General features: G+C 70.5%; 24 protein-coding genes. 12 read left to right on the plus strand and 12 right to left on the minus strand.

The window, feature by feature from the left end; genetic code table 11:
- Positions 1-29: 29 nt before the first annotated feature.
- Together DDE23_RS07105 and DDE23_RS07110 are read right to left on the minus strand one after the other, a co-directional pair.
- Complete coding sequence (locus DDE23_RS07105) at positions 30-1,088, minus strand: aspartate-semialdehyde dehydrogenase (protein WP_107751277.1); 1,059 nt, start codon at positions 1,086-1,088, stop codon at positions 30-32.
- Positions 1,089-1,357: 269 nt separating this feature from the next.
- Positions 1,358-2,896 carry a hypothetical protein gene (locus DDE23_RS07110; protein ID WP_133239528.1) on the minus strand — a complete coding sequence of 513 codons (1,539 nt, stop codon included), beginning with the start codon at positions 2,894-2,896 and terminating at the stop codon, positions 1,358-1,360.
- A 144-nt stretch (positions 2,897-3,040) separates the two neighbouring features.
- Between DDE23_RS07110 and DDE23_RS07115 the strand changes: the two genes are divergently transcribed.
- From DDE23_RS07115 to DDE23_RS07150, 8 genes are all read left to right on the plus strand, one after another.
- Entirely contained in the window at positions 3,041-3,808 is a 768-nt protein-coding gene (locus DDE23_RS07115) for an SDR family oxidoreductase (RefSeq protein WP_107751279.1), read from the plus strand.
- Positions 3,805-4,431 carry an enoyl-CoA hydratase/isomerase family protein gene (locus tag DDE23_RS07120; protein ID WP_107751280.1) on the plus strand — a complete coding sequence of 209 codons (627 nt, stop codon included), beginning with the start codon at positions 3,805-3,807 and terminating at the stop codon, positions 4,429-4,431. Before DDE23_RS07115 ends, DDE23_RS07120 begins: the two co-directional genes overlap by 4 nt.
- A 32-nt stretch (positions 4,432-4,463) precedes the next feature.
- On the plus strand, positions 4,464-4,817 hold the full coding sequence (locus DDE23_RS07125; protein ID WP_107751281.1) for a hypothetical protein: 354 nt from the start codon (positions 4,464-4,466) through the stop codon (positions 4,815-4,817).
- Between the two features lie 39 nt (positions 4,818-4,856).
- On the plus strand, positions 4,857-5,348 hold the full coding sequence (locus DDE23_RS07130; RefSeq protein WP_107751282.1) for a copper chaperone PCu(A)C: 492 nt from the start codon (positions 4,857-4,859) through the stop codon (positions 5,346-5,348).
- Between the two features lie 243 nt (positions 5,349-5,591).
- Positions 5,592-6,725, plus strand: a complete 1,134-nt coding sequence (locus DDE23_RS07135; protein WP_133239529.1) for a hypothetical protein — start codon at positions 5,592-5,594, stop codon at positions 6,723-6,725.
- Positions 6,726-6,783: 58 nt separating this feature from the next.
- A complete protein-coding gene (locus DDE23_RS07140; RefSeq protein WP_107751284.1) occupies positions 6,784-7,599 on the plus strand; it encodes an alpha/beta fold hydrolase in 816 nt (271 codons plus the stop codon).
- Between the two features lie 59 nt (positions 7,600-7,658).
- Complete coding sequence (locus DDE23_RS07145) at positions 7,659-8,747, plus strand: CobW family GTP-binding protein (RefSeq protein ID WP_107751285.1); 1,089 nt, start codon at positions 7,659-7,661, stop codon at positions 8,745-8,747.
- Between the two features lie 239 nt (positions 8,748-8,986).
- The gene (locus DDE23_RS07150) at positions 8,987-9,370 is read left to right on the plus strand and encodes a hypothetical protein (RefSeq protein ID WP_107751286.1); all 384 of its coding nucleotides are present in this window, start codon (positions 8,987-8,989) and stop codon (positions 9,368-9,370) included.
- A 12-nt stretch (positions 9,371-9,382) separates the two neighbouring features.
- Here the strand turns inward: DDE23_RS07150 and DDE23_RS07155 are convergent, their stop codons facing one another.
- Positions 9,383-10,489, minus strand: coding sequence for a PQQ-dependent sugar dehydrogenase (locus tag DDE23_RS07155; RefSeq protein WP_107751287.1), 1,107 nt, complete (start codon positions 10,487-10,489; stop codon positions 9,383-9,385).
- 217 nt (positions 10,490-10,706) lie between these two features.
- Here DDE23_RS07155 and DDE23_RS07160 point away from each other — a divergent pair, with 217 nt between their 5' ends.
- Positions 10,707-11,222: a hypothetical protein gene (locus DDE23_RS07160; protein ID WP_107751288.1), complete on the plus strand. Its 516-nt coding sequence runs from the start codon at positions 10,707-10,709 to the stop codon at positions 11,220-11,222.
- A 132-nt stretch (positions 11,223-11,354) separates the two neighbouring features.
- Here DDE23_RS07160 and trmD read toward each other — a convergent pair whose 3' ends face one another.
- The 9 genes from trmD to ffh form a co-directional block, all read right to left on the minus strand.
- Entirely contained in the window at positions 11,355-12,161 is an 807-nt protein-coding gene (gene trmD / locus DDE23_RS07165; protein ID WP_107751289.1) for a tRNA (guanosine(37)-N1)-methyltransferase TrmD, read from the minus strand.
- Positions 12,158-12,664, minus strand: a complete 507-nt coding sequence (rimM, locus tag DDE23_RS07170) for a ribosome maturation factor RimM (RefSeq protein ID WP_107751290.1) — start codon at positions 12,662-12,664, stop codon at positions 12,158-12,160. The genes trmD and rimM overlap by 4 nt, the downstream gene beginning before the upstream one ends.
- 130 nt (positions 12,665-12,794) lie before the next feature.
- Positions 12,795-13,142, minus strand: a complete 348-nt coding sequence (gene rpsP / locus DDE23_RS07175) for a 30S ribosomal protein S16 (RefSeq protein ID WP_107751291.1) — start codon at positions 13,140-13,142, stop codon at positions 12,795-12,797.
- Positions 13,143-13,199: 57 nt separating this feature from the next.
- Entirely contained in the window at positions 13,200-13,496 is a 297-nt protein-coding gene (locus DDE23_RS07180; protein ID WP_107751292.1) for a chorismate mutase, read from the minus strand.
- The gene (locus DDE23_RS07185; protein ID WP_107751293.1) at positions 13,493-14,116 is read right to left on the minus strand and encodes a GNAT family N-acetyltransferase; all 624 of its coding nucleotides are present in this window, start codon (positions 14,114-14,116) and stop codon (positions 13,493-13,495) included. The genes DDE23_RS07180 and DDE23_RS07185 overlap by 4 nt, the downstream gene beginning before the upstream one ends.
- On the minus strand, positions 14,113-14,670 hold the full coding sequence (locus DDE23_RS07190; RefSeq protein ID WP_107751294.1) for a GNAT family N-acetyltransferase: 558 nt from the start codon (positions 14,668-14,670) through the stop codon (positions 14,113-14,115). Before DDE23_RS07190 ends, DDE23_RS07185 begins: the two co-directional genes overlap by 4 nt.
- Positions 14,667-15,203: a GNAT family N-acetyltransferase gene (locus DDE23_RS07195; RefSeq protein WP_107751295.1), complete on the minus strand. Its 537-nt coding sequence runs from the start codon at positions 15,201-15,203 to the stop codon at positions 14,667-14,669. Before DDE23_RS07195 ends, DDE23_RS07190 begins: the two co-directional genes overlap by 4 nt.
- A complete protein-coding gene (locus DDE23_RS07200) occupies positions 15,200-15,709 on the minus strand; it encodes a GNAT family N-acetyltransferase (protein ID WP_107751296.1) in 510 nt (169 codons plus the stop codon). The genes DDE23_RS07195 and DDE23_RS07200 overlap by 4 nt, the downstream gene beginning before the upstream one ends.
- 96 nt (positions 15,710-15,805) lie before the next feature.
- A complete protein-coding gene (gene ffh / locus DDE23_RS07205; RefSeq protein WP_107751297.1) occupies positions 15,806-17,308 on the minus strand; it encodes a signal recognition particle protein in 1,503 nt (500 codons plus the stop codon).
- Between the two features lie 271 nt (positions 17,309-17,579).
- On the opposite strand from ffh, the gene DDE23_RS07210 reads away from it, so the two are divergent.
- The 3 genes from DDE23_RS07210 to DDE23_RS07220 all read left to right on the plus strand — a co-directional run bounded on the left by DDE23_RS07210 (position 17,580) and on the right by DDE23_RS07220 (position 20,081).
- A complete protein-coding gene (locus DDE23_RS07210) occupies positions 17,580-18,398 on the plus strand; it encodes a rhomboid family intramembrane serine protease (RefSeq protein ID WP_107751298.1) in 819 nt (272 codons plus the stop codon).
- On the plus strand, positions 18,398-19,309 hold the full coding sequence (trhO, locus tag DDE23_RS07215) for an oxygen-dependent tRNA uridine(34) hydroxylase TrhO (RefSeq protein WP_107751299.1): 912 nt from the start codon (positions 18,398-18,400) through the stop codon (positions 19,307-19,309). Before DDE23_RS07210 ends, trhO begins: the two co-directional genes overlap by 1 nt.
- Positions 19,310-19,439: 130 nt before the next feature.
- The gene (locus tag DDE23_RS07220) at positions 19,440-20,081 is read left to right on the plus strand and encodes a 5-formyltetrahydrofolate cyclo-ligase (RefSeq protein WP_107751300.1); all 642 of its coding nucleotides are present in this window, start codon (positions 19,440-19,442) and stop codon (positions 20,079-20,081) included.
- The last annotated feature ends 46 nt before the right edge of the window (positions 20,082-20,127 follow it).

Below are 20,127 nucleotides of genomic sequence, written 5' to 3' on the forward strand. Positions count from 1 at the left end.
ATGAAATCCCACCCTACGGGTGCCCCGCCTCAGAGCAGCGCCTCGGCGATCTGCACCGCGTTCAGCGCCGCGCCTTTCAGCAGCTGGTCCCCCACCACGAAGAGCGCCAGCGAATTCCCCGTGGGGTCGCCCAGATCCTCGCGGATGCGGCCGACCAGCACGGCGTCCTGGCCCGAGGCCTCGACCGGCATCGGGAAATGGTTGCCGACGCGGTCATCGACCAGCCGCAGGCCCGGGGCCACGCCCAGCAGCTGGCGGGCGCGCTCGACCGAGACGGGGGCGTCGAACTCGATGCTCACCGCCATGCCATGCGCGCGCAAGACCGGCACGCGGATGCAGGTGATGCCGACCGGCAGGTCGGGGCGGCCGAGGATGCGGCGGGTTTCGGCCACGACTTTCTCTTCCTCGCCGTTGTAGCCGCTGTCGGGATCGACCGCCGCGTTATGCGAGAAGAAGTTGAAGGCATAGGGATGCGGCAGAACCTTCGGCGTGAAGGGTTGGCCGTCCAGATAGGCGGCGGTCGCCTGACGCAGCTCCTCCATCGCCGCGGCCCCGGCGCCGGAGGCGGCCTGATAGGTCGCCACGTTCAGCCGCCGGATGCGCGTCTCCTGCGCCAGCGGCGCCAGCGCCACGGTCAGGATCGCCGCCACGCAATTCGGGTTGGCGATGATGCCGCTATGCGCCGCCATGGCGGCGGCGTTGACCTCGGGCACCACCAGCGGCACCTCGGGCGCCATGCGGAAGGCCGAGGAATTGTCGACGACGATGGCCCCGGCCGCCACGGCGATCGGCCCGTATTTGCGCGAGATCGAGGCCCCGGCCGAGAAGAGCGCGAGATCGACGCCGCGGAAGCTGTCCTCGGTCAGCTCCTGCACGACATGATCGCGGCCACGGAACGACAGCCGCGTGCCCGCCGAGCGGGCCGAGGCGAGGAGGCGCAGCTCGGCCACCGGGAAATCGCGGCTGGTCAGGCTTTCCAGGAGTTCGACGCCCACCGCGCCGGTCGCGCCGACGATGGCGACGACGGGGTGGGCCGGCAGGCGGCGGTTCAGGACGGGGGCGGGGGCATCAAGGACTTCGGTCGACATCGTCTTCTCCAAGAGAGGACGGGGACCGTTTTCCGTGTCGCGCCCCGTCCGGTTTCCGGCGGGGCTTTCGGGGTTCAGTTCGGCCGACCGACCGCGCACACCCGAAGGACCCCCGCCGGAGCGGTGGTTTTCATAGTGCGCTTGAGGGTCGATGCGAAGAACATGGCGCGGCAGGTAGCACCCGCCGCGCCGCAAATCAAGGGGCTTGCCGGGGGCGGCCCCGGGGCCGGGGTAGGATGGGCAATATTGCCCATCCTACGATCCCCCGCTCAGAACGGCAGCGGCGCGCCGTTCACCGTGATCGCGCCGCCGGGCTGCAGCACCACCTCGGATTGCAGGTGGTCGTCACCCACCGGCCGGCTCAGCCCGTTCATCATCATCCGCACGAAGAACAGCTGGTCCTGCGGCACCAGACCCATGCCCTGCAGCCGGGTCAGCAGCCGCTCGCCGCCCACCAGATCGAACAGGAACCGCCCGTCGGCATTGGGCCGCGCCTGGCCGATCTGGCCCATCAGCCCGCCGATCAGCGCCACCGCGCCCGAGCCGGTCAGCGCCGAATCGCCGACCTGCAGACGCAGGTCGTTCAGCGACACGCTGGACACATCGACGGGCGGCGCGTCGCTCTCGCCGAAATCGGGGCCGATCTCCTGGGTCAGCCGGCCCTGGGCGCCCAGATCCACGGTCAGCGTCACGGGTTCGCCCGCGAATTGCCCCGCGCCGACCATCGCCAGCAGCTCGGCCGAGGGCGCGAGGTCGCGGAACGAGATCATGTAGCGCAGCGGCTGGTCATCGGGCGTTGCCACCAGCGGGAAGCCGAAGGCCATGTCCATGCCGCCCAGCGTCACCGAGCCCGGCAGCTGGCCGTAGCGGCCGCTCATCGACACGCCCTCGGCGTCGCCGGTGATGTCGACCCGCCCGTCCGCCGCGTCGAGCCGCAGCTGGCTGGCGCCGCCCTGGGTCTGCATGGCGACTTCCACCCCCTCGATCATCTGGCGCGAGGTCTGCGCCGACGCGCCGGAGGTGAATTCGAGGCTGGCCGAGAAGCCGCTGTCGAAGGCCCGGCGGATCGCGCCCTCGTCATCCGACAGCGTGTCCAGTTCGGTGCCGGTGAAACGTATCGCGGGCGCGGTGATCGAGCCCGCCTGGCTGATGGTCACGCCCTCGGTGCCCGGATCGGGATAGGTCAGGTCATAGGCGACACTGGCCGCCTGCAGCGAGATTTCCGCCGCCCCTTCGCGCGCCGCGCGCAGGCTGGCGTCCAGCGCCTGGAACTGCATCGAGACGCTGAGCGGGTCGGTCACGGAGCCGCCCTTGCCGCCCGGCAGGGTCACGCTGCCCGGCACCTGCACCAGCGACAGGTTCGGGAAGTCCAGATCCAGCGCCGCATTCGTCTCGGTCAGGTTGCCGGTGATGGTGCCATCATGGGTGACGGTGAAATGCCGCGTCAGCCCGCCTGCGAACAGGATCGCCAGATCCACCTGCGCCGAGGGCGCCAGCGCGATCATCTCGCCCTGGGGTTCGACCCGGAGCGTGTCCATGCTGATGATAAGGTCATTGGGGTTGGCGGTCGGGAAGATCCGCAGCCCGCTGACGGTCACCGAGGCATCGGTGCCGGTCGTGCCGGTGCTGGTCATGGTGAGCCCGGCGCCCGCGGCCATGCTTTGCAGATTGGCCCAGGCTTCGGGGGCCGTCAGGGCGAAGGCCGCGCCCGGCTGGATCGCCGCCAGGCACAGCGCCATCGCCGTGGCGGGCGCCACAAACCGGGGAGTGGCGCTCCGGGCGGAAGGACGGAGGGAGATGAACGACATTTCGGGTGAACTCCTTTTCAGCCTCGCGGCGTAACAGGCGCGAATTCTGGCGTGCGCCCCCCGGGCGTCAAGTGAAAAGCCGGTGTACAGGGATGGTCAGGCACGAATCTGCGCGCTACCAAAGGCCGCAAACGGAGGCACAGGATGCAGCATAGCACAGAGCGCGAGGCGGCGATCCGGGGTCGTTCGGTCCTCGTCACCGGCGCAAGCCGCGGCATCGGCGCCGCCGCCGCGCGCCGTTTCGCCGCCGCCGGGGCCAGGCTGGGGCTGGCCGGGCGCCCTTCGGACGCGCTGGCCCGGGTCGCCGAGGAGACGGGCGCCACGCTCATCCCCTGCGACGTGGCCGAGGCGGATCAGGTCGAAGCGGCGGTCGCGCGGATGGTGGCGCTGCACGGGCGGCTCGATGTGCTGATCAACAATGCCGGTGTCATCGAGCCGATCGCGCTGATCGCCTCGGCCGATGTGACGGCCTGGGGACGGCAGATCGACGTCAACCTCAAGGGCGTGTTTCACGGCATGCACGCGGCGCTGCCGGTGATGCAGAAACAGGGCGGCGGCACCATCCTGACCGTCGGCTCGGGGGCGGCCTATAACGCGCTCGAAGGCTGGTCGGGCTATTGCGCCTCGAAAGCCGGGGCGATCATGCTGACCCGCGCCGCGCATCTGGAGGCGGGGTCGCGGGTGCGCGTGCTCTCGCTCTCGCCCGGGACCGTCGCCACGGACATGCAGCGGGCGATCAAGGGCTCGGGCATCAACGCCGTCAGCCAGCTGAACTGGGAGGCGCATGTGCCACCCGAATGGCCGGCCGAGGCGCTGCTCTGGATGTGCACCGCCGACGCGGACGCGTTCCGCGGCGCCGAGGTTTCCTTGCGCGACGAGGGGATCCGCGCCCGTCTGGGGCTCACGCGATGATCCGGCGCGAGGATGCGGGCGCGCTGACCATCCTGACGCTGGACCGGCCGGACAAGGCCAATTCGCTGACCCGGGCGATGATGGAACGGCTGGTGGCCGACCTGCGCGACGCGGGCGCGCGCCAGCAGGCGGTGATCCTGACCGGCGCGGGCAAGGTCTTTTCCGCGGGCGCCGATCTGGACGAGGCGCGGGCGGGGCTGGCCACCGACGGGATCTGGGAGGAATTGTCCGGCACCATGGCCGCTCTCCCCTGCCTGACCATCGCGGCGCTGAACGGCACGCTGGCAGGCGGGGCTTTCGGCATGGCGCTGGCCTGCGACATCCGCCTGGCGGTGCCGGGGGCGAAATTCTTCTATCCGGTGATGAAGCTGGGCTTCCTGCCGCAACCCTCGGACCCGGCGCGGCTGGCGGCGCTGGTCGGCCCCGGACGGGCGCGGATGATCCTGATGGGCGGCGCCCGGGTCGAGGCGGCAGAGGCGCTGGCCTGGGGCCTCGTCGACCGGCTGGTCGAGCCCGGGGCGCTGATGGACGCCGCCCGGGCCCTGACCGCCGATGCCTGCGCCGCGCCCTCGGGCCATGCCGGGCGGATCAAGGCGATGATCCCGCGCGATTGGTCGCACTAGCCTTTGCCCGGCCCGGCCCCTAGATTGGCGCCATGCGGATCCTGCGCGCCCTGTTCCTGACCTGCCTGGTCGCCACCCTGATCTCGGGCTCGGTGACCATGGCCTCTGCCCGCCATCAGGCGCGGGCGGCAGGCGAGGTGGTGATCTGCACGGGCTACGGGCTGACCACGATCTCGATCGACGAGAACGGCGATCCGGTCAGCGGGACCGTCATCCTCTGCCCCGATTGCCTGCCGGCGCTGGCGGCGCTGACCGATACCGTGGTCCGCCTGCCCGAAGCGCCGGGCAGGCTGAGCCCGGTGCGCTACGCCCTGCCGCATGTGCCGACCCCCGCGCCGCCGGCGCCGGTCCACAGCCTGACCCGCGGCCCTCCGGTCCCGGTCTGAAACCCCTTCGCTTTCAGACCCTCAAAGACAGGACAGATCATGTTCCGCACCTTGCTTCTTGCCGCCCCGGCGGCCCTTCTTTCCCTGCCCGCGCTGGCCTGCGACGGCTTCTCCGTCGAGGGCGGCTATGTCCGCAGCTCGACCGCGATGTCGACCTCGGGCGCGGGGTTCATGACCCTGGTGAACAACGGCGACACCGACTGCCGCGTGGTCGGCGCCCGCACCGGGGCCGCGGCCCGGGCCGAGCTGCACACCCACCAGATCGACGCCAATGGCGTGGCCCGGATGATCGAGGTCGAGGAAGGCTTCGCCATCCCGGCGGGCGGCACCCATGCGCTGGAACGCGGCGCCGACCATCTGATGCTGATGGGCCTGACCGCGCCGCTGACCCAGGGCGAGATGGTCGCGGTGACCTTCGTCTTCGAGGATGGCAGCGAAGCCTCGGCCGAGCTGCCGGTGGACAACGAGCGGATGCCGGGTGCCATGGGTGGCGGGTCCATGGGCGGCATGGGCCACAGCCACGGCAATTGAGGGGCTTCGCCCTCGGTTCCCTCGGGCGACCAAAGTGGGGGGGTGAGCGGCGTCTCGGAAACGCGCCAGTGGCGCGTTTCAGCCGCGAACGCCGCGCCCGTGGCGCGGCCGGATGGAGCCCCCCGCACCCCCTCGCCAAAGGGGGTTTTCCACCCCCTTTGGAAACCCCCGAGGATATTTTCAGAACAAAGATGACGGGGCCGGGTTGAGCGTTGACCCCGGCTCGCCCACATTGGGCGGGTCATGGCGCTGTTCAGGAAGCCTCCGCTGGATCTGCGCGCGCGTCGGCGACGGCGGGTGGAGCGGGGGATATTGGCGCTGCTGGCGCTGTGTTCACTGCTCTGGACCGGCTGGTGGCTGCGGGATCTGGCGGCGATGCCGGTTTTCGAGCCCTTCGTCGCGCGGACGGAATCGCAGCTGGCCGTGGCCTATGACCGGGCGCTGACCCGCGAGGCGACGCCCGAGGCGTTGATCGCCCGGCTGGAGGCACGGCTGGACGAGGATCCCCGCGACTGGGTGGTGATCGAAGCGCTGGTCGAGCTGGCCACGGCGCAAGGCATCGCCCTGCCCCAACCGCTGCTGGACCGGCGCGCGGCGCTCGATGCCGAGGACAATGGCTGGATCGCCAGCGGCATCGACTGCCTGGCCTGCAGCTGGGACCTGCGCGATTGCACGCTGTCGGGCGCGCTGGCCTGCGGCATCGCCGTCAATGTCACCGTGCTGGGCGATCTGGTGGCGCTGACCCGCGAGGGGGCGCATTACGCCGCTGGCGAGCCGGTCGATCAGGTCGATGTCGGCATCGCCTTTGTCGGCATCGCCGCGACCGGGCTCGTGGTCTTCACCGGCGGGACCTCCTATGCGGTGAAGGTCGGCTCGGGCCTGTTGCGCGTCGCCCATCGGATGGGGCGGCTCGCGCCCGATCTGATCGCGCCCTTCCGCCGCGCCGTGGCCTTCGGCATCGACTGGGGGCGGCTGCCCGCCGTGCGCTCGGCCGATGATCTGGCCGGGCTGGCGCGGCCGGCGGTGATCCGCCCGGCGGTCGAGGTGGCGCAGGATCTGGGGCGGCTCAACGCCCGGCTGGGCACCCGGCAGGCGCTGCATCTGATGGGTGGGCTCGACACGCCCGCCGATGCCGCGCGGGTCGCCCGGGCCTCGGAGGCGCTGGGGCCGCGCACGCTGGGCGCCTGGGAGATGCTGGGCAAGTCGCGGTTCCTGCGGCTGGGGCTGCGGTTCTCGGACGAGCTGCTGGCGGCGATGGTCGGGATCTTCTCGCTGATGACCTCGGCCCTGGCGCTGCTGGCGCCGCTGGTCGCGCGGATGGGGCGCGGCGCGGGGCGGCTGGTGCTGCGGGGCGTGCTGCGGCTGGTGATCCGCTGAGGCTTTCGGACCGCCCGGCCGCGCGCTAGGCTGCCGGCGAGCCACAGGAGCGCCGCCCATGAAAACCCACGCCATCGAGACCGATTTCGGCACCATCGCCGTGCAGGACAACGAGGCCGACGGCCCGGTCCTGCTGCTGGTGCACGGCAATTCCGCCTGCAAGGAGGTCTTCGCGCCGCAATTCGCCGCCCCCGCGCTGCAGGGCCTGCGGTTGGTCGCGCCGGACCTGCCCGGCCATGGCCATTCGACCGACGCGCCGGTGCCCGAGGCCGCCTATACCTTCGCCGGCTATGCGGCGATGCTGGAGGCGGTGCAGGCGGCGCTGGGGATCCGGGCGCCCTGGGTCTTCGGCTGGTCCTTGGGCGGCCACGCGGCGCTGGAGATGATCGGCCGGGGCACGCCGGTGGCGGGGCTGATGATCTCGGGCACGCCGCCGGTCGCCCCCTCGGTCGAGAGCTTCATGTCGGCCTTCAACATCGACCCCGCGGCCGAGAACCTGACCGCCAAGCGCGATTTCACCGACGCGGACGCGCTGGCCTATGCGCTGCACACCGGCGGCATCGGCGGCGAGGTGGATCCGCATCTGCTGGCCATGGTCCGACGCACCGACGGGCGGGCGCGGGAGATCATGTTCACCTCGGCCATGACGCAGGGCTTCATCGACGAACGCGCCGTGGTCGCGGGGATGGACGTGCCCTTCGCCGTGGCGAACGGGGCCGAGGATGCCTTCCTGCAGCATGGCTATTTCGACGGGCTGGAGGCGCCGACGCTCTGGCGGCACGGGATGCTCAGGGTCGAGGGGGCGGGTCACGCGCCCTTCCGGCAGACGCCCCGGGCCTTCAACACGCTGCTGGCGGAGTTCGTGGGCGCCTGAGCGCATTGCCAAGCGGCGCCCCAGACCCTAGGTGAGGGGCGTCAAACCGGAGATCCGCCATGCCCGCCCCCATCCCCGTGACCCTGCTGACCGGCTTCCTCGGCTCGGGCAAGACCACGCTTCTGAACGCGCTGCTCAAGGATCCGGGCATGGACCGGGCGGCGGTGGTCATCAACGAATTCGGCGAGATCGGGCTGGATCACGACCTGATCGAAAGTTCGACCGAGACGATGGTGCTGATGGCCTCGGGCTGCCTGTGCTGCACCGTGCGCGGCGATCTGGCCGAAACGCTGAACGACCTGCGCGAGCGCAAGGAAGCGGGCGAGATCGCCTTCGACCGGGTGGTGATCGAGACGACCGGGATCGCCGATCCGGCGCCCATCGTGCAGACCCTGGTGATGGATGGGGACCTGTCCTACGATTTCGCCCTCGACGGGGTGCTGGTGACGGCGGATGCGGCCACGGGCGCGCGGACGCTGGACCAGAATTTCGAGGCGGTGCAGCAGGTGGCCATGGCCGACCGGCTGATCCTGACCAAGACCGATCTGGTGACGGCGGCGCAGCTGGCGACCTTCGAGCAGCGTCTGGCCGCCATCAACCCGGGCGCGCCACGGCACAAGGCCGATCACGGGCGCATCGACCCCGCGCTGCTGTTCGGCCTGTCGCCCACGCAGGAGAGCAGCGCGCAGCAGGCGCTGGCCTGGGTCGCGGCGGCGCCGAAGAAGGCCAGCCTGCCGCCCTTGTCGGGGCTGAAGCAGACCGTCCCGGCCGGGCAGTCGCACGGGCTTTTCGCCAGCGGCGCCGGCCAGCGGCCCAGCCATGACGGCCGCGTCACCTCGCAATCCATCGAGATCAACGAGCCGATCTCGCCCATCGTCTTCGACCTCTGGCTGGAAAGCCTGATGAACTCGGCCGCCGCCGACATCCTGCGGCTGAAGGGCGTGGTGCATGTCGAGGGGATGAAACATCCCTTCGCCCTGCATGGCGTGCAGCACATCTTCCACCCGCCGGTGCCGCTGTCGCATTGGCCCGAGGGCGACCGCACCACGCGCATTGTCGTGATTGGACGCGACCTGCCGCCGGGCTATCTGGCGGACAGTCTGGCCTTCCTGCGGTCGAAGCCGCCGGTCACCGAACACCGGATCTGATCCGGGACCCTGCACCGGGTTCCTAAACCGGCATCGCGCCAACGCCACCCCGGAGCGCCCCGGTTTTGCGCAAGCGTCACCGAAACCGGCCAGAATCCGGGCGATTCGGCGCGCGACCCGGTGTCGCAGCGCGCAGGATTTTGACCGGACCTTGCGCCCGATCATGGTGAGGAGGGGCGCCCGGGTCAGGAATCGGCGCAGCGTCGTTCCGACGAGTTCGTTCAGGCGAGGAGGAAAAAATGTCCAACGAGTATCAGTCCACCGGCGGCTTTGGTCCGCAGATCAGCTTCTGGTGCCATATCTGGCAATCGCAGGTGGAACAGAGCTTTCGCCTCTGGGGTTACTGGGCGCAGTTCATGCCGCGCGACAGCGCCGCGAAACTGGCAGCCGAGGCTGAGGCGCTGAAACCCGTGGTCCGCACCACGCCGTCCCGTGCGCGCGCCGCCACGCCGAAAACTGCCAGATCGGCGCCGAAGCCGGACGCGGTGACGCCCGCCGCCCGCCCGGTTCTGGCCCTTGCGGCCGAGAGCCCGGCCCCCCGGACCACCCCGGCCAAGAAGGCGCCCCGCACCCCGGTCGAGGCCAAGGCCAAACCGGCCCCCGGCAAGCCCGTGGTGCATTGAGCGCGGCGCGGCCTATTCGGCCGTGAGCCGCATGAGCCGCCCGTCGACATCGTCCTCGATGAGCCAGACGGCGCCATCGGGGGCCACCGCGACATCGCGGATCCGCGCTTCCATGTAATAGCGCGCGGTTTCGTTCGGGACGCCGTTGTCGAACTGCACCACGACCAGCGCCTGACTGGCCAGCCCGCCGATCAGCGCCGCGCCCTCCCACTCGGGGAACATGGCGCCGCTGTAGAAGCTGAGCCCGGCGGGGGCGATCACCGGCGTCCACCAGAGCGCGGGCGCGTGCAGATCGGGGCGGGTGACGTGATCGGGAATGTCCGAACCGCCGTAGTTGCGGCCGTTCGACACCAGCGGCCAGCCGTAATTCGCGCCGCGCTCGATCAGGTTCATCTCATCCCCGCCGCGCGGGCCCATCTCATGCTCCCAGAGCCGCCCGTCGGGGGCGAAGGCCAGCCCATAGGGGTTGCGGTGTCCGGTGGTCCAGGTCAGCGCCCGCACCCCGCCCTCGCCCGCCATCGGGTTGTCGGCGGGGACGCTGCCATCGAGATGCAGGCGCAGGATCTTGCCGCGCGGGTCATCGGGATCGGGCAGGCGGTCATGTTCGGTGCGGTCGCCCACGGCCAGGAACAGGTACTCGCCCGAGGGATCGAAAGCGATCTGCGCGCCGGGATGGCCGCCGCCGCCGGGCGGGTCCTGGCGCCAGAGCTCGGTCACCTCCTCCAGCGCGGGGGCGTCGGTGAGCCGCGCGCGCACCAGCGTCAACGCGTTCCCGTTCCGGCCGGGCGCGGTATAGGTCAGATAGAGCAACCCCGAGGTGTCGAAATCCGGCGCCAGCGCCACGTCCAGAAGACCGTTCTGGCCCTGTGCATGCGGTTCGGGCGCATTGGCGACCTCGGTCAGGTCGCCCTGCTGCGTGACCAGGAAGAGGCCCCCCGGGCGCTGCGTCACCAGCATCCGCCCGTCGGGCAGAAAGGCCATGGCCCAGGGCGATTCCAGCCGCGCGACCTCGGTCACCGAAAAGGGCGGGGTGGCATCCGGCCGCTCGCCGATCTGGCGGTTCTGGGCCTGGGCGGGCTGGGCGAGAAGAGCAAGCGCGAGGAGCAGGGGAAGAGCCATCAGGAGGGTCCGTCATTGAGGGCGGGCGATCGGGCGGTTCCCCCCAAAGATAGGGATTTCCGCGGCCGAAAGAACCGGGGCGCGCTGACATTCGCGTCAGCCACCCTTGAAGCCACGCGAATCCCGGCGTCCGGCCGGGTGAATCGCGCGCAAGACCCTTGACCTTGGCGCCGCACCGGCCACCATTCCCGCATCCCTTTCGAACGCCCGGATTGCCGTGACCTATCGCTTCAGCCTGCTGCTCGCCGCCGCCCTCTCGGCCTCTCCCGCCCTTGCCAACCCCACCGACAGCGCCGAGACCAGCGCCTTCTACGGCTCGGCCCGCAACTGGATGATCGAGGCGCTCAGCGTCAACGGGGTCTTCACCGGCTGCCGGGCGACGATCCCGCTGCAGGCGGCGGGACCGCTGCTGCTGGAACGCAGCTATGCGGGTTATGGCGATTGGGCAATGTTCCTGCCGACCTCGCAGGCGCCGAGCCCGGTTTATGGCCACCAGCTGCCCGCCCGGTTCGGCGTGGACCAGCAGGAAGTGCCGACCGAAGTGCGGATCTATCCCGGCGGCTGGGCCTCGATGGCGGTGGACGAGGCGATGCTGCAGCAGATCATGGACGGCAACATCCTGACCGCCGAGCTGCAGGGCGAGGACCCGCGGCAATGGATCCTGAACGGATCGACCGCGGCGCTGGATCTGGCGCAGGAATGCTACGAACGGCAGGGAACCGCCTGGCGCTGAACCGGAGCGAGGGGTTTCGCCCTCGTTGCCCGCTGTCGCGGGCGCCTCGGGCGACCAGGCGGGGGGCGCTGCCCCCCGCACCCCCCGGGATATTTAAGGCGCAAAGAAAGGCAGATGCCGGGGTGCTGGCGCTCAATCCTTGCCCTTGTGGCGGGCCCAGAGGTCCGGGCGCCGCTCGCGGGTGATCCGCTCGCTTTCCGCGCGGCGCCATCTGGCGATCTCGGCATGGTTGCCGGACAACAGCACCGGCGGGATCTCGCGCCCTTCCCAGACCGGGGGTTTGGTATACTGCGGATGCTCCAGAAGGCCCGCCGAATGGCTTTCCTCCTCGGTCGAGGCGGCATTGCCGAGGACCCCGGGAAGCAGCCGCACGGTGGCGTCGATCATCGCCTGCGCCGCGATCTCGCCGCCGGTCAGGACGAAATCGCCAAGGCTGACCTCCTCGATCCCGAAATGCTCCAGCACCCGTTCGTCGACGCCCTCGAACCGGCCGCAGAGCAGCGTGACACCGTCGCAGGCCGCCCAGCGCCGCGCCGTCGCCTGGTCGAAGGGCCGCCCGCGGGGCGAGAGATAGACCACCGGCCAGCGCGCCCGCCCGGGGTTGCCCTGATCGGCAACGCGCAGGGCCTTGGCCACCACATCGGCGCGCAGCACCATCCCGGCGCCGCCGCCCGCGGGCGTGTCGTCGACATTGCGGTGCCTGCCCTCGCCGAAGGGGCGCAGGTCGATCGTCTCCAGCCGCCACTGGCCGCGGTCCATGGCCTTGCCGGTCAGGGATTGCTCCAGCACGCCGGGAAAGGCGGCGGGGAACAGGGTGATGACCTTGGCGGTCCAGGCGCCCTTGATCCGCGGCGGGCCGCCCATCAGATCCTCGGGCTGCAACGACAGCCGGATCGCCACCCGCCGGTGCGAGCGCTTGGGCGCCTCCTCGTCGCTCATTCCCAAAGGCCCTCGGGCGGGTCAGCGATGATCCGGCCCGCCGCCAGATCGACCGTCGGCACCACCGCCAGGGTGAAGGGCAGCAGCGCATTGCCCTTGCCGGGGCGCTGGATCTCCAGAATGTCGCCGGCGCCGTGGTTCAAGACGGCGCTCACCCGCCCCAGGACGGCGCCGCCGGTGTCCAGCACCGTCAGCCCGATCAGGTCGGCGTGATAGAATTCGTCGTCGGGCAGCGCCGGCAGGCGCTCGCGGTCGGCGAACAGCCGCAGGCCCTTCAGCGCCTCGGCTTCCTCGCGCGTGTCGATACCGGAAAGACGGGCCGAGAACCCGTTCGGGATCGCCTGCCCAAGCCGCACCGAGAACTGGCGCGTGTCATCCTCGGACCAGAGCGGCGCATAGGCGGCAATCGCCTCGGGCTGGGCGCAGAAGGACTTCAGCCGCACCTCGCCGCGGACCCCGAAGGCCCCGGCGATCGCTCCCACACAGACCCGGTCACTGGCCACGTGCCGCCCCCTTCATCTTCGTTCTGAAAATATCCTCAGGGGGGTCCGGGGGGCAGAATGCCCCCCGGCCGGTCGCCCGAGGGCTCGGCGCCGGAGGCGTCGCGGCCGAGGGCGAAACCCCTGCCCGGCCTTATTCGGCCGATTCGGCCTTGGCGGCGCGCTCTTTGGCGCGTTCCACGGCTTTCTTCCCCGGCTGGCCCTTGTTGGGGTTGTTGCGCTCGGTCTTGGCGCGGAGCCCCGCGGCTTCCAGGAAGCGCACGATGCGGTCGGTCGGCTGGGCGCCGCGGTCCAGCCAGAACTGGACGCGCTCGGCATCCATCTTCACGCGCTCTTCGCTGTCCTTGGCGACCAGCGGGTTGTAGGTGCCGACCTTCTCCAGGAAACGGCCGTCGCGCGGCATGCGGGAATCGCAGACGACGATGGCGTAGAAGGGGCGCTTGTTCGAACCGCCACGGGCGAGACGGATTTTGGTAGCCATGGTTGGATCTCCTTTGAATGGCTGGTCAGGCGGACCCAACGGGCCGCCACTTCGGGGTCAGTGCTGCAACCTCTCGTGGTGACGGATCACCTCCGAGATGATGAAGGTCAGGAATTTCTTGGCGAATTCCGGGTCGAGGTCGGCCTCTTTGGCCAACCATTCCAGCCGCTCGATCTGCCGCGCCTCGCGCGAGGGATCGGACGGGGGAAGGGCGTGTTCCGCCTTCAGCTTGCCCACCGCCTGGGTGTGCTTGAAGCGTTCGGCGAGGGTATAGACGAGGATCGCATCGAGCCGGTCGATGCTTTCGCGGTGGCCGCGCAGCAGGTCGTCGGCGCGTTGGGAATCGTCGGTCATGCGGGCCTCCGGGCCGTCGTTGCGGGCGGGTTTGCGGGCGAGGTTGCGTGGCGGGGCGCGCGGGGCGCCCCGGTCGGGTGATGGCGCCAGACCTCGCAGCCGTCGTGGCTGGCCACGGGCTCGGCGCCCAGGCGTCGCGCCAGCGCGCGCGAGCGGGCGTTGTCGGGCGCGACATAGCTGACCAGCGTGGTCAGGCGCAGCGGGCCCCAGGCATGGGCCAGCACCGCCTGCGCCGCTTCCTGCGCCAGGCCCTGCCCCTCATGCGCGTCGGACAGGAACCAGCCGAGTTCCGGCTCCAGATCCCCCGGCTCGAAGCCGATCAGGACGAAGCCCGCCGTTTCGCCAGCCTGCGTTTCCAGCGTCCAGATGCCGTGGCCGCGCAGCAGCCACAGGCTGACCAGCCGGCACCAGTCGTCCCAGGCATCGGCCCGGGTCAGGACCTCGCCCATCGGCTCGGCGCGGGGGCCGGTCAGGATCGCGGCATAGACCGGGAAATCCTCGAGCCGCGGGGCGCGCAGCACCAGCCGCTCGGTGCGCAGCACCGGGACCCTTGCGGCGATCGCCTGCGCCAGGTCCTGCGCGGGTCCGGGGATCGGCGTCTCGTGCGGGGCGGCGATCATGCGTAGGCCTCCATCCCGGCGCCCTGCGTGTCCGCAGCGGGGTGGCGCCAGATGCCGGCGGGGCCGAATTGCGCATGGGTGACGCTGCTTTCGCGGATGCAGCCCAGCCGGATGGCCAGCGCCTCGGAGCGGGTGTTGCCGTCGAGGATCAGGCTGATGGCGCTGGTCCAGCCCAGCGCCTCATAAGCCCAGGTCCGGGCCGCCAGCGCGGCTTCGGTCGCGATGCCGCGGCCCTCGCCCTGCCAGAGGGTCCAGGCGATCTCGGGCTCGGGCCAGCCTTCGGGGAAGAAGGGCCCGGTGGTGCCCAGCGCTTCGCCGGTCGCCTTGTCCTCGATCACGAAGACACCGTAGCCGCGCAGCACCCAATGCCCCACCACATGGCCAAAGGCCCGCCAGGCGAGGTTGCGGTCCATCGGCCCGCCGGTGAAGCGCGCGCGCTCGCTGGCCAGATAGGCGGCGTAGGCGTCGAAATCCGTGGCGCGGGGCGCGCGCAGCACCAGCCGCGGCGTCTCCAGCCGCGGCACCAGCGCCTCGAAGCTCTGCGACAGGCTCATGCCGCGCCCCCTTCCGGGTGGCGCCAGGCGCGCACATCGTCGGTGCCCGGGGTCGGGGCCGCGGCATCGGGCGTGCAGCCCAGCCGCCGGGCCAGCGCTTCCGAGCGGGCGTTCTCCCGGTCGATGTAGCTGACGAAACGGGTCCAGCCCAAAGCCTCGCGCGCCCAGTCGCGCACGGCGCTCGCCGCCTCGAAGGCATAGCCCTTGCCCTCGGCCCCGGCATGCCAGATCGACCAGCCGATTTCCGGCTCGGGCCAGGCGGCGGGGAACCACGGACCGGCCATGCCCAGCGCGCGGTCGTCGCCCTTGGCGGTGATGGTGAACATGCCGTAGCCGCGCAGCACCCAATGGCCGATGACATGGCCGAAGCCGCGCCAGGCCTTTTCGTCATCCATCTCGGCCGCGCGCACAAAGCGCGAGCGGTCGTCGCGGGTGAAGGCGAGGAACGCGGGCCAATCCGCCGCGACGGGCGCGCGCAGCACCAGCCGCTCGGTGGTCAGGACCGGCGTGGCCGAGAGGGTGACCGCACTCATGCCGCCCTCCGCAGATCGTGCAGGATCACCACATCGCCCGGGTCGACGCCCGGCCGCGCCGGGTCGATCACCCCGCCCAGCCTGAGGCCCAGCGCGAGGGAGCGGGTGTTGCGCGGGTCGATGATATTGACCAGATGCTCCCAGCCGAAACGCGCCCGGGCCCAGCCCATGACCGCCCGCGCAGCCTCGGCGGCGATGCCGCGGCCCTCGGCCTCGGGCACCACGAACCAGCCCAGTTCGGTCTCGGGGAAGCCCTCGGGCTGGTAGATCCCGACATCGCCCAGATAGGCGCCGGTTTCGCGATCCTCGACCGCGAAAGGGCCGTAGCCGCGCAGCAACCAGAGCGCCGCGTCCGAAGCCCAGACCCGGTAGGCGCCCGCGCGGTCCAGCGGCCCGCCCTCATGGACCGAGCGCCCGGTGGCGAAGAATTCCGCCCAATGCTCGAAATCCGACAGCTGCGGCTGGCGCAGGATCAGGCGGTCGGTGGTCAACACGGGGGCGATCATCCCCAGCCCTCCATCCCCGGCGCGCAGGCCCGCAGCCCGGCGGTGGCAGGCACCGTCGGCAGGGTCGCGCAGAGGATCAGGGCGAAGCGCATCGGTTTACCGCTTCTTGCCGAAGCCCGAGAGCCCGCCGGGCAGGCCACCACCCAGCCCCGGCAGGCCCATGCCGCGCGGCATCGCCCCGCCGCGCATGGCGGCGGAGGCGGCTTTCATCGCCTCGGGATCGGCCAGCTGCTTCTGCATCTCGGCCATGTCGGGATTCTTGCCGAACATCGACTTCATCGCCTGTTTCAGCATGCCGCCCTTGCCCATCTTCTTCATCACATCGGCCATCTGCCGGTGCATCTTGAGCAGCTTGTTCAGCTCGGACACTTCCAGCCCGGCGCCCGCCGCGATCCGCTTCTTGCGGCTCGCCTGCAAGAGGTCGGGGTTGGCGCGTTCCTTCTTGGTCATCGACTGGATCAGGGCGATCTGGCGCTTGAGCATGCGGTCGTCGAGCCCGGCTTCCTCGGCCTGTTTCGACATCTTGGCCATGCCGGGCATCATGCCCATGACCGATTGCATGCCGCCCATCTTCAGCATCTGGTCCAGCTGCTGACGCAGGTCGTTCATGTTGAACTGACCCTTCTGGAAGCGCTTCATCATCCGCTCGGCCTGCTCGGCCTCCAGCGTGTGCTGCGCGCGCTCGACCAGCGCCACGATGTCGCCCATGCCGAGGATGCGGCCGGCGATCCGCTCGGCCTCGAAGGTCTCCAGCGCGTCGGTCTTCTCGCCCAGACCGACGAAGCGGATCGGCTTGCCGGTGACGGCGCGCATCGACAGCGCCGCACCGCCCCGCCCGTCGCCGTCCATCCGGGTGAGGACCACGCCGGTGATGCCGACCTTGCCCTCGAATTCCGTGGCGACGTTCACCGCGTCCTGACCGGTCAAGCCGTCCACGACCAGCAGCGTCTCGCGCGGGCTGACCGCATCGCGGACCGCCTGAACCTCGTCCATCAGCACTTCGTCGATGTGCAGACGACCGGCGGTGTCCAGCAGATAGACGTCATAGCCGCCCAAAGTCGCCTGGCTCTTGGCGCGCTTGGCGATGGCGACCGCATTCTCGCCCTTGACGATCGGCAGCGTATCGACGCCGATCTGCCCGCCCAGAATCGCCAGCTGCTCCATCGCCGCCGGGCGGTTGGTGTCCAAGGACGCCATCAGCACCCGCTTGCCCTCGCGCTCCTTCAACCGGCGGGCCAGCTTGGCCGTGGTCGTGGTCTTGCCCGAGCCCTGCAGACCGACCATCAGCACCGGCGCCGGCGGGTTGTCGATCTTCAGCCGGCCCGGATCCTCGTCGCCCCGCAGGGTGGCGATCAGCTCGTCATGGACGATCTTCACCACCTGCTGGCCGGGCGTCACCGATTTGGTGACCGCCGAGCCCGTCGCCTTCTCCTGCACCCGCTTGATGAAGCTGCGCGCCACCGGCAACGAGACATCCGCCTCCAAGAGCGCCACCCGCACCTCGCGCAGGGCGGCGGTCACGTCGTCAGCCGACAGCGCGCCCGCCTTGGTGAGGCGGTCGAAGACGCCGCCAAGGCGCTCGGACAGATTCTCGAACATGGCAGTCCTTTCGGGACAGGCTTCGGGGCCACGGGGTTCCGCACCCGTGGGCGCAACGCGCTGACGGATGGCGATCCCCGCAAAATGCGATGGGACCGGACGCGTGAGGGCATCCGGGGAATTGTCCGGCACATAGGCCCGCAGGCCGCCCGAGTCAAGGAAATCCCCCGCCCGGGCCCGCGCCGCCTGTGCTTTTCATTCTGCCTGAAATACGCTCGGGGGGTCCGGGGGGCAGACGGCCCCCCGGCCTATCCACCCAGAGGACCCCCGGATGTTCGCGATCGCCGACCACAACCCCACCCGCCACATCCGCTTTCCCTATGTGAACTGGGCGATCATCGCGCTCTGCACGGTGCTGTTCGTGATCCAGGTCCCCTGGCCCGATTACGCCTTCACCCCGGCCAGCCTGCACCCCGTGGGCGGGCTGAAGCCCCCCGGCGGCGGGCCCGAGGTCATGGGCCAGATGGTCAGCTACATGTTCCTGCACGCCACCTGGCTACATCTCATCGGCAACATGGTCACGCTCTGGGTGTTCGGCGACAATATCGAGGATGCGATGGGCCATTGGCGCTATCCCCTCTTCTTCATCCTCTGCGGCATGGCGGGCGCGGGGGCCGAGGCCTGGCTCTCGGCCGATCCGACGGTGCCGGTGATCGGCGCCTCGGGGGCCATCGCCGGGGTGATGGGCGCCTATCTGCTGCTGCATCCGCGCGCCAAGGTGCTGGTGCTGGTAGCCTTCCGCGTGCCCGTGCTGGCGCCTGCCGGGCTGTTCGTCGGCCTCAGCGTGGCGCTCGACGTGATCGCCGCCCTGTCCGAGATCCCGGGCGAGGTACGGGTCGCCTTCTGGGCCCATGTCGGCGGCTTCGCGGCGGGGGCGGTGCTGATCGTGCTGATGCGCTGGCGCGACGTGCCGCTCCTCCAGCCGCCGCAGCCGCATCCCGAAGCCGGGTTCTTCGGCGCCGGCCGCTGGCTGCCCGATTTCGGCAAGGAACGCCCGGGCGGCTCGGCGCTGTGGTTCTGGGTCAAGGCCACGGTCTTCTTCATCGTCGTCGCCGTGCTGGTCGAGACGGTGCTCGGGGGGGCCGTCTGATGCCGGTCGTCGCCGCGCTTTACCATTTCGCCCGCTTCCCCGACCCCGCCGCGCTGAAGGGTCCGCTGGCCCGGCTCGGCTGTTCGCAGGGGGTGAAGGGCTCGCTCCTGCTGGCGCCCGAGGGGATCAACGGCACCATCGCCGGCCCCCGCGAGGGGATCGACGCCATGCTGACGCATATCCGCGCCCTGCCGGGCTGCGACGGGCTCGACTGGAAGGAATCATTCGCCGAGGACATGCCCTTCGGCCGCCTCAAGGTGCGCCTCAAGCGCGAGATCGTGACCATGGGCCAGCCCGGCGTCGATCCCCGCGCCCGGGTCGGCCATTATGTCGAGGCGCGGGACTGGAACGCCCTGATCAGCGCCCCCGACGTGGCCGTCATCGACACCCGCAACGATTACGAGGTCGCCATCGGCAGTTTCGAGGGCGCCGTGGACCCGGGCACCCGCTCCTTCGGCGATTTCCCGGCCTGGTGGGAGGCCAATCGCGACCGCTTCCACAACAAGCGGATCGCCATGTTCTGCACCGGCGGCATCCGCTGCGAGAAATCGACCAACTGGCTGCTGGGTCAGGGGGTCGAGGAGGTCTATCACCTCAAGGGCGGCATCCTGAAATACCTGGAAGACGTGCCCGAGGAGCAAAGCCTCTGGCAGGGCGGCTGCTTCGTCTTCGACCAGCGCGTCGCGGTGGGCCACGGGCTGAAACCCACGGGCCACGCGCTTTGCCACGCCTGCCGCCGGCCGCTCGATACCGCCGACCGGCAGCATCCGGATTACGAGGAGGGCGTGAGCTGCGCTCGCTGCATCGGGGAATACAGCGAGGACCGGCGCGAGGGCTTCCGCGAACGCCAGCGCCAGATCCGGCTGGCCGAGGCGCGGGGCGCGCGGCATCTGGGACCGGACGAGGCGTAGGATGGGCCGTTCCGCGCCCCGGCGCGGGTTGGCCCATCCCCCGCGCGGCGGTTTCGGCCGCAAGGCGGCGCTTTCCCCTGTCCGCAGCGGCCCGGGATGCCTAATTCTTGGGCAGCACCCGGAGGTCCCGATGAGCGACACACCCGATCCCGCCTCGCCCCCCTGCTACGCGCATGAGATCCCGCCACCTGCGGAGCCCCTCGACTGGCGGCTCTGGCGCAAGGCCCAGCGCGAGGCGCTGCTCGCCGCCCGGCAGGCGATCCCGGCCGAGGAGCGGGCGCGGGTGGCGGCCGAAGTAGCGGGGGTGCTGGACCGGCTGATCGCGCCGGGGCCGGGGCAGATCATCAGCCTCTACTGGCCGTTCAAGGCGGAACTGGACCTGCGGAACTGGATGGCGACGGCGCAGGCGAAGGGCGCCCGGATCGCCCTGCCGCTGGTCGAGGCCAAGGGCCGCCCGCTGAAATTCCGCGAATGGTTCCCCGGCTGCGCCATGGAGCGGGGGATCTGGAACATCCTGCAACCGGCGGGACCTGAGGAAATCACGCCGAATGTGGTGATCGCGCCTCTGGTCGGCTTCGACCCCGATGCCTACCGGCTGGGCTATGGCGGCGGGTTCTTCGACCGGACGCTGGCCGCGCTGGGGCCGGGGGTGAAGGCGGTGGGCGTGGGCCATCCCTCGGCCGCGCTCAGGACCATCCACCCGCAGCCGCATGACATCGCCATGAACGCGATCGTCACGGGCGAAAAGGGCGTGATCCTCAACGGGTGGTGAGCCGCTGGGTGGGATGAAATCCCACCCTACAGGGTACGGCGCATTG

Origin of the sequence: Pararhodobacter aggregans (genome assembly GCF_003075525.1) — a bacterium.
GTDB lineage: Bacteria > Pseudomonadota > Alphaproteobacteria > Rhodobacterales > Rhodobacteraceae > Pararhodobacter > Pararhodobacter aggregans.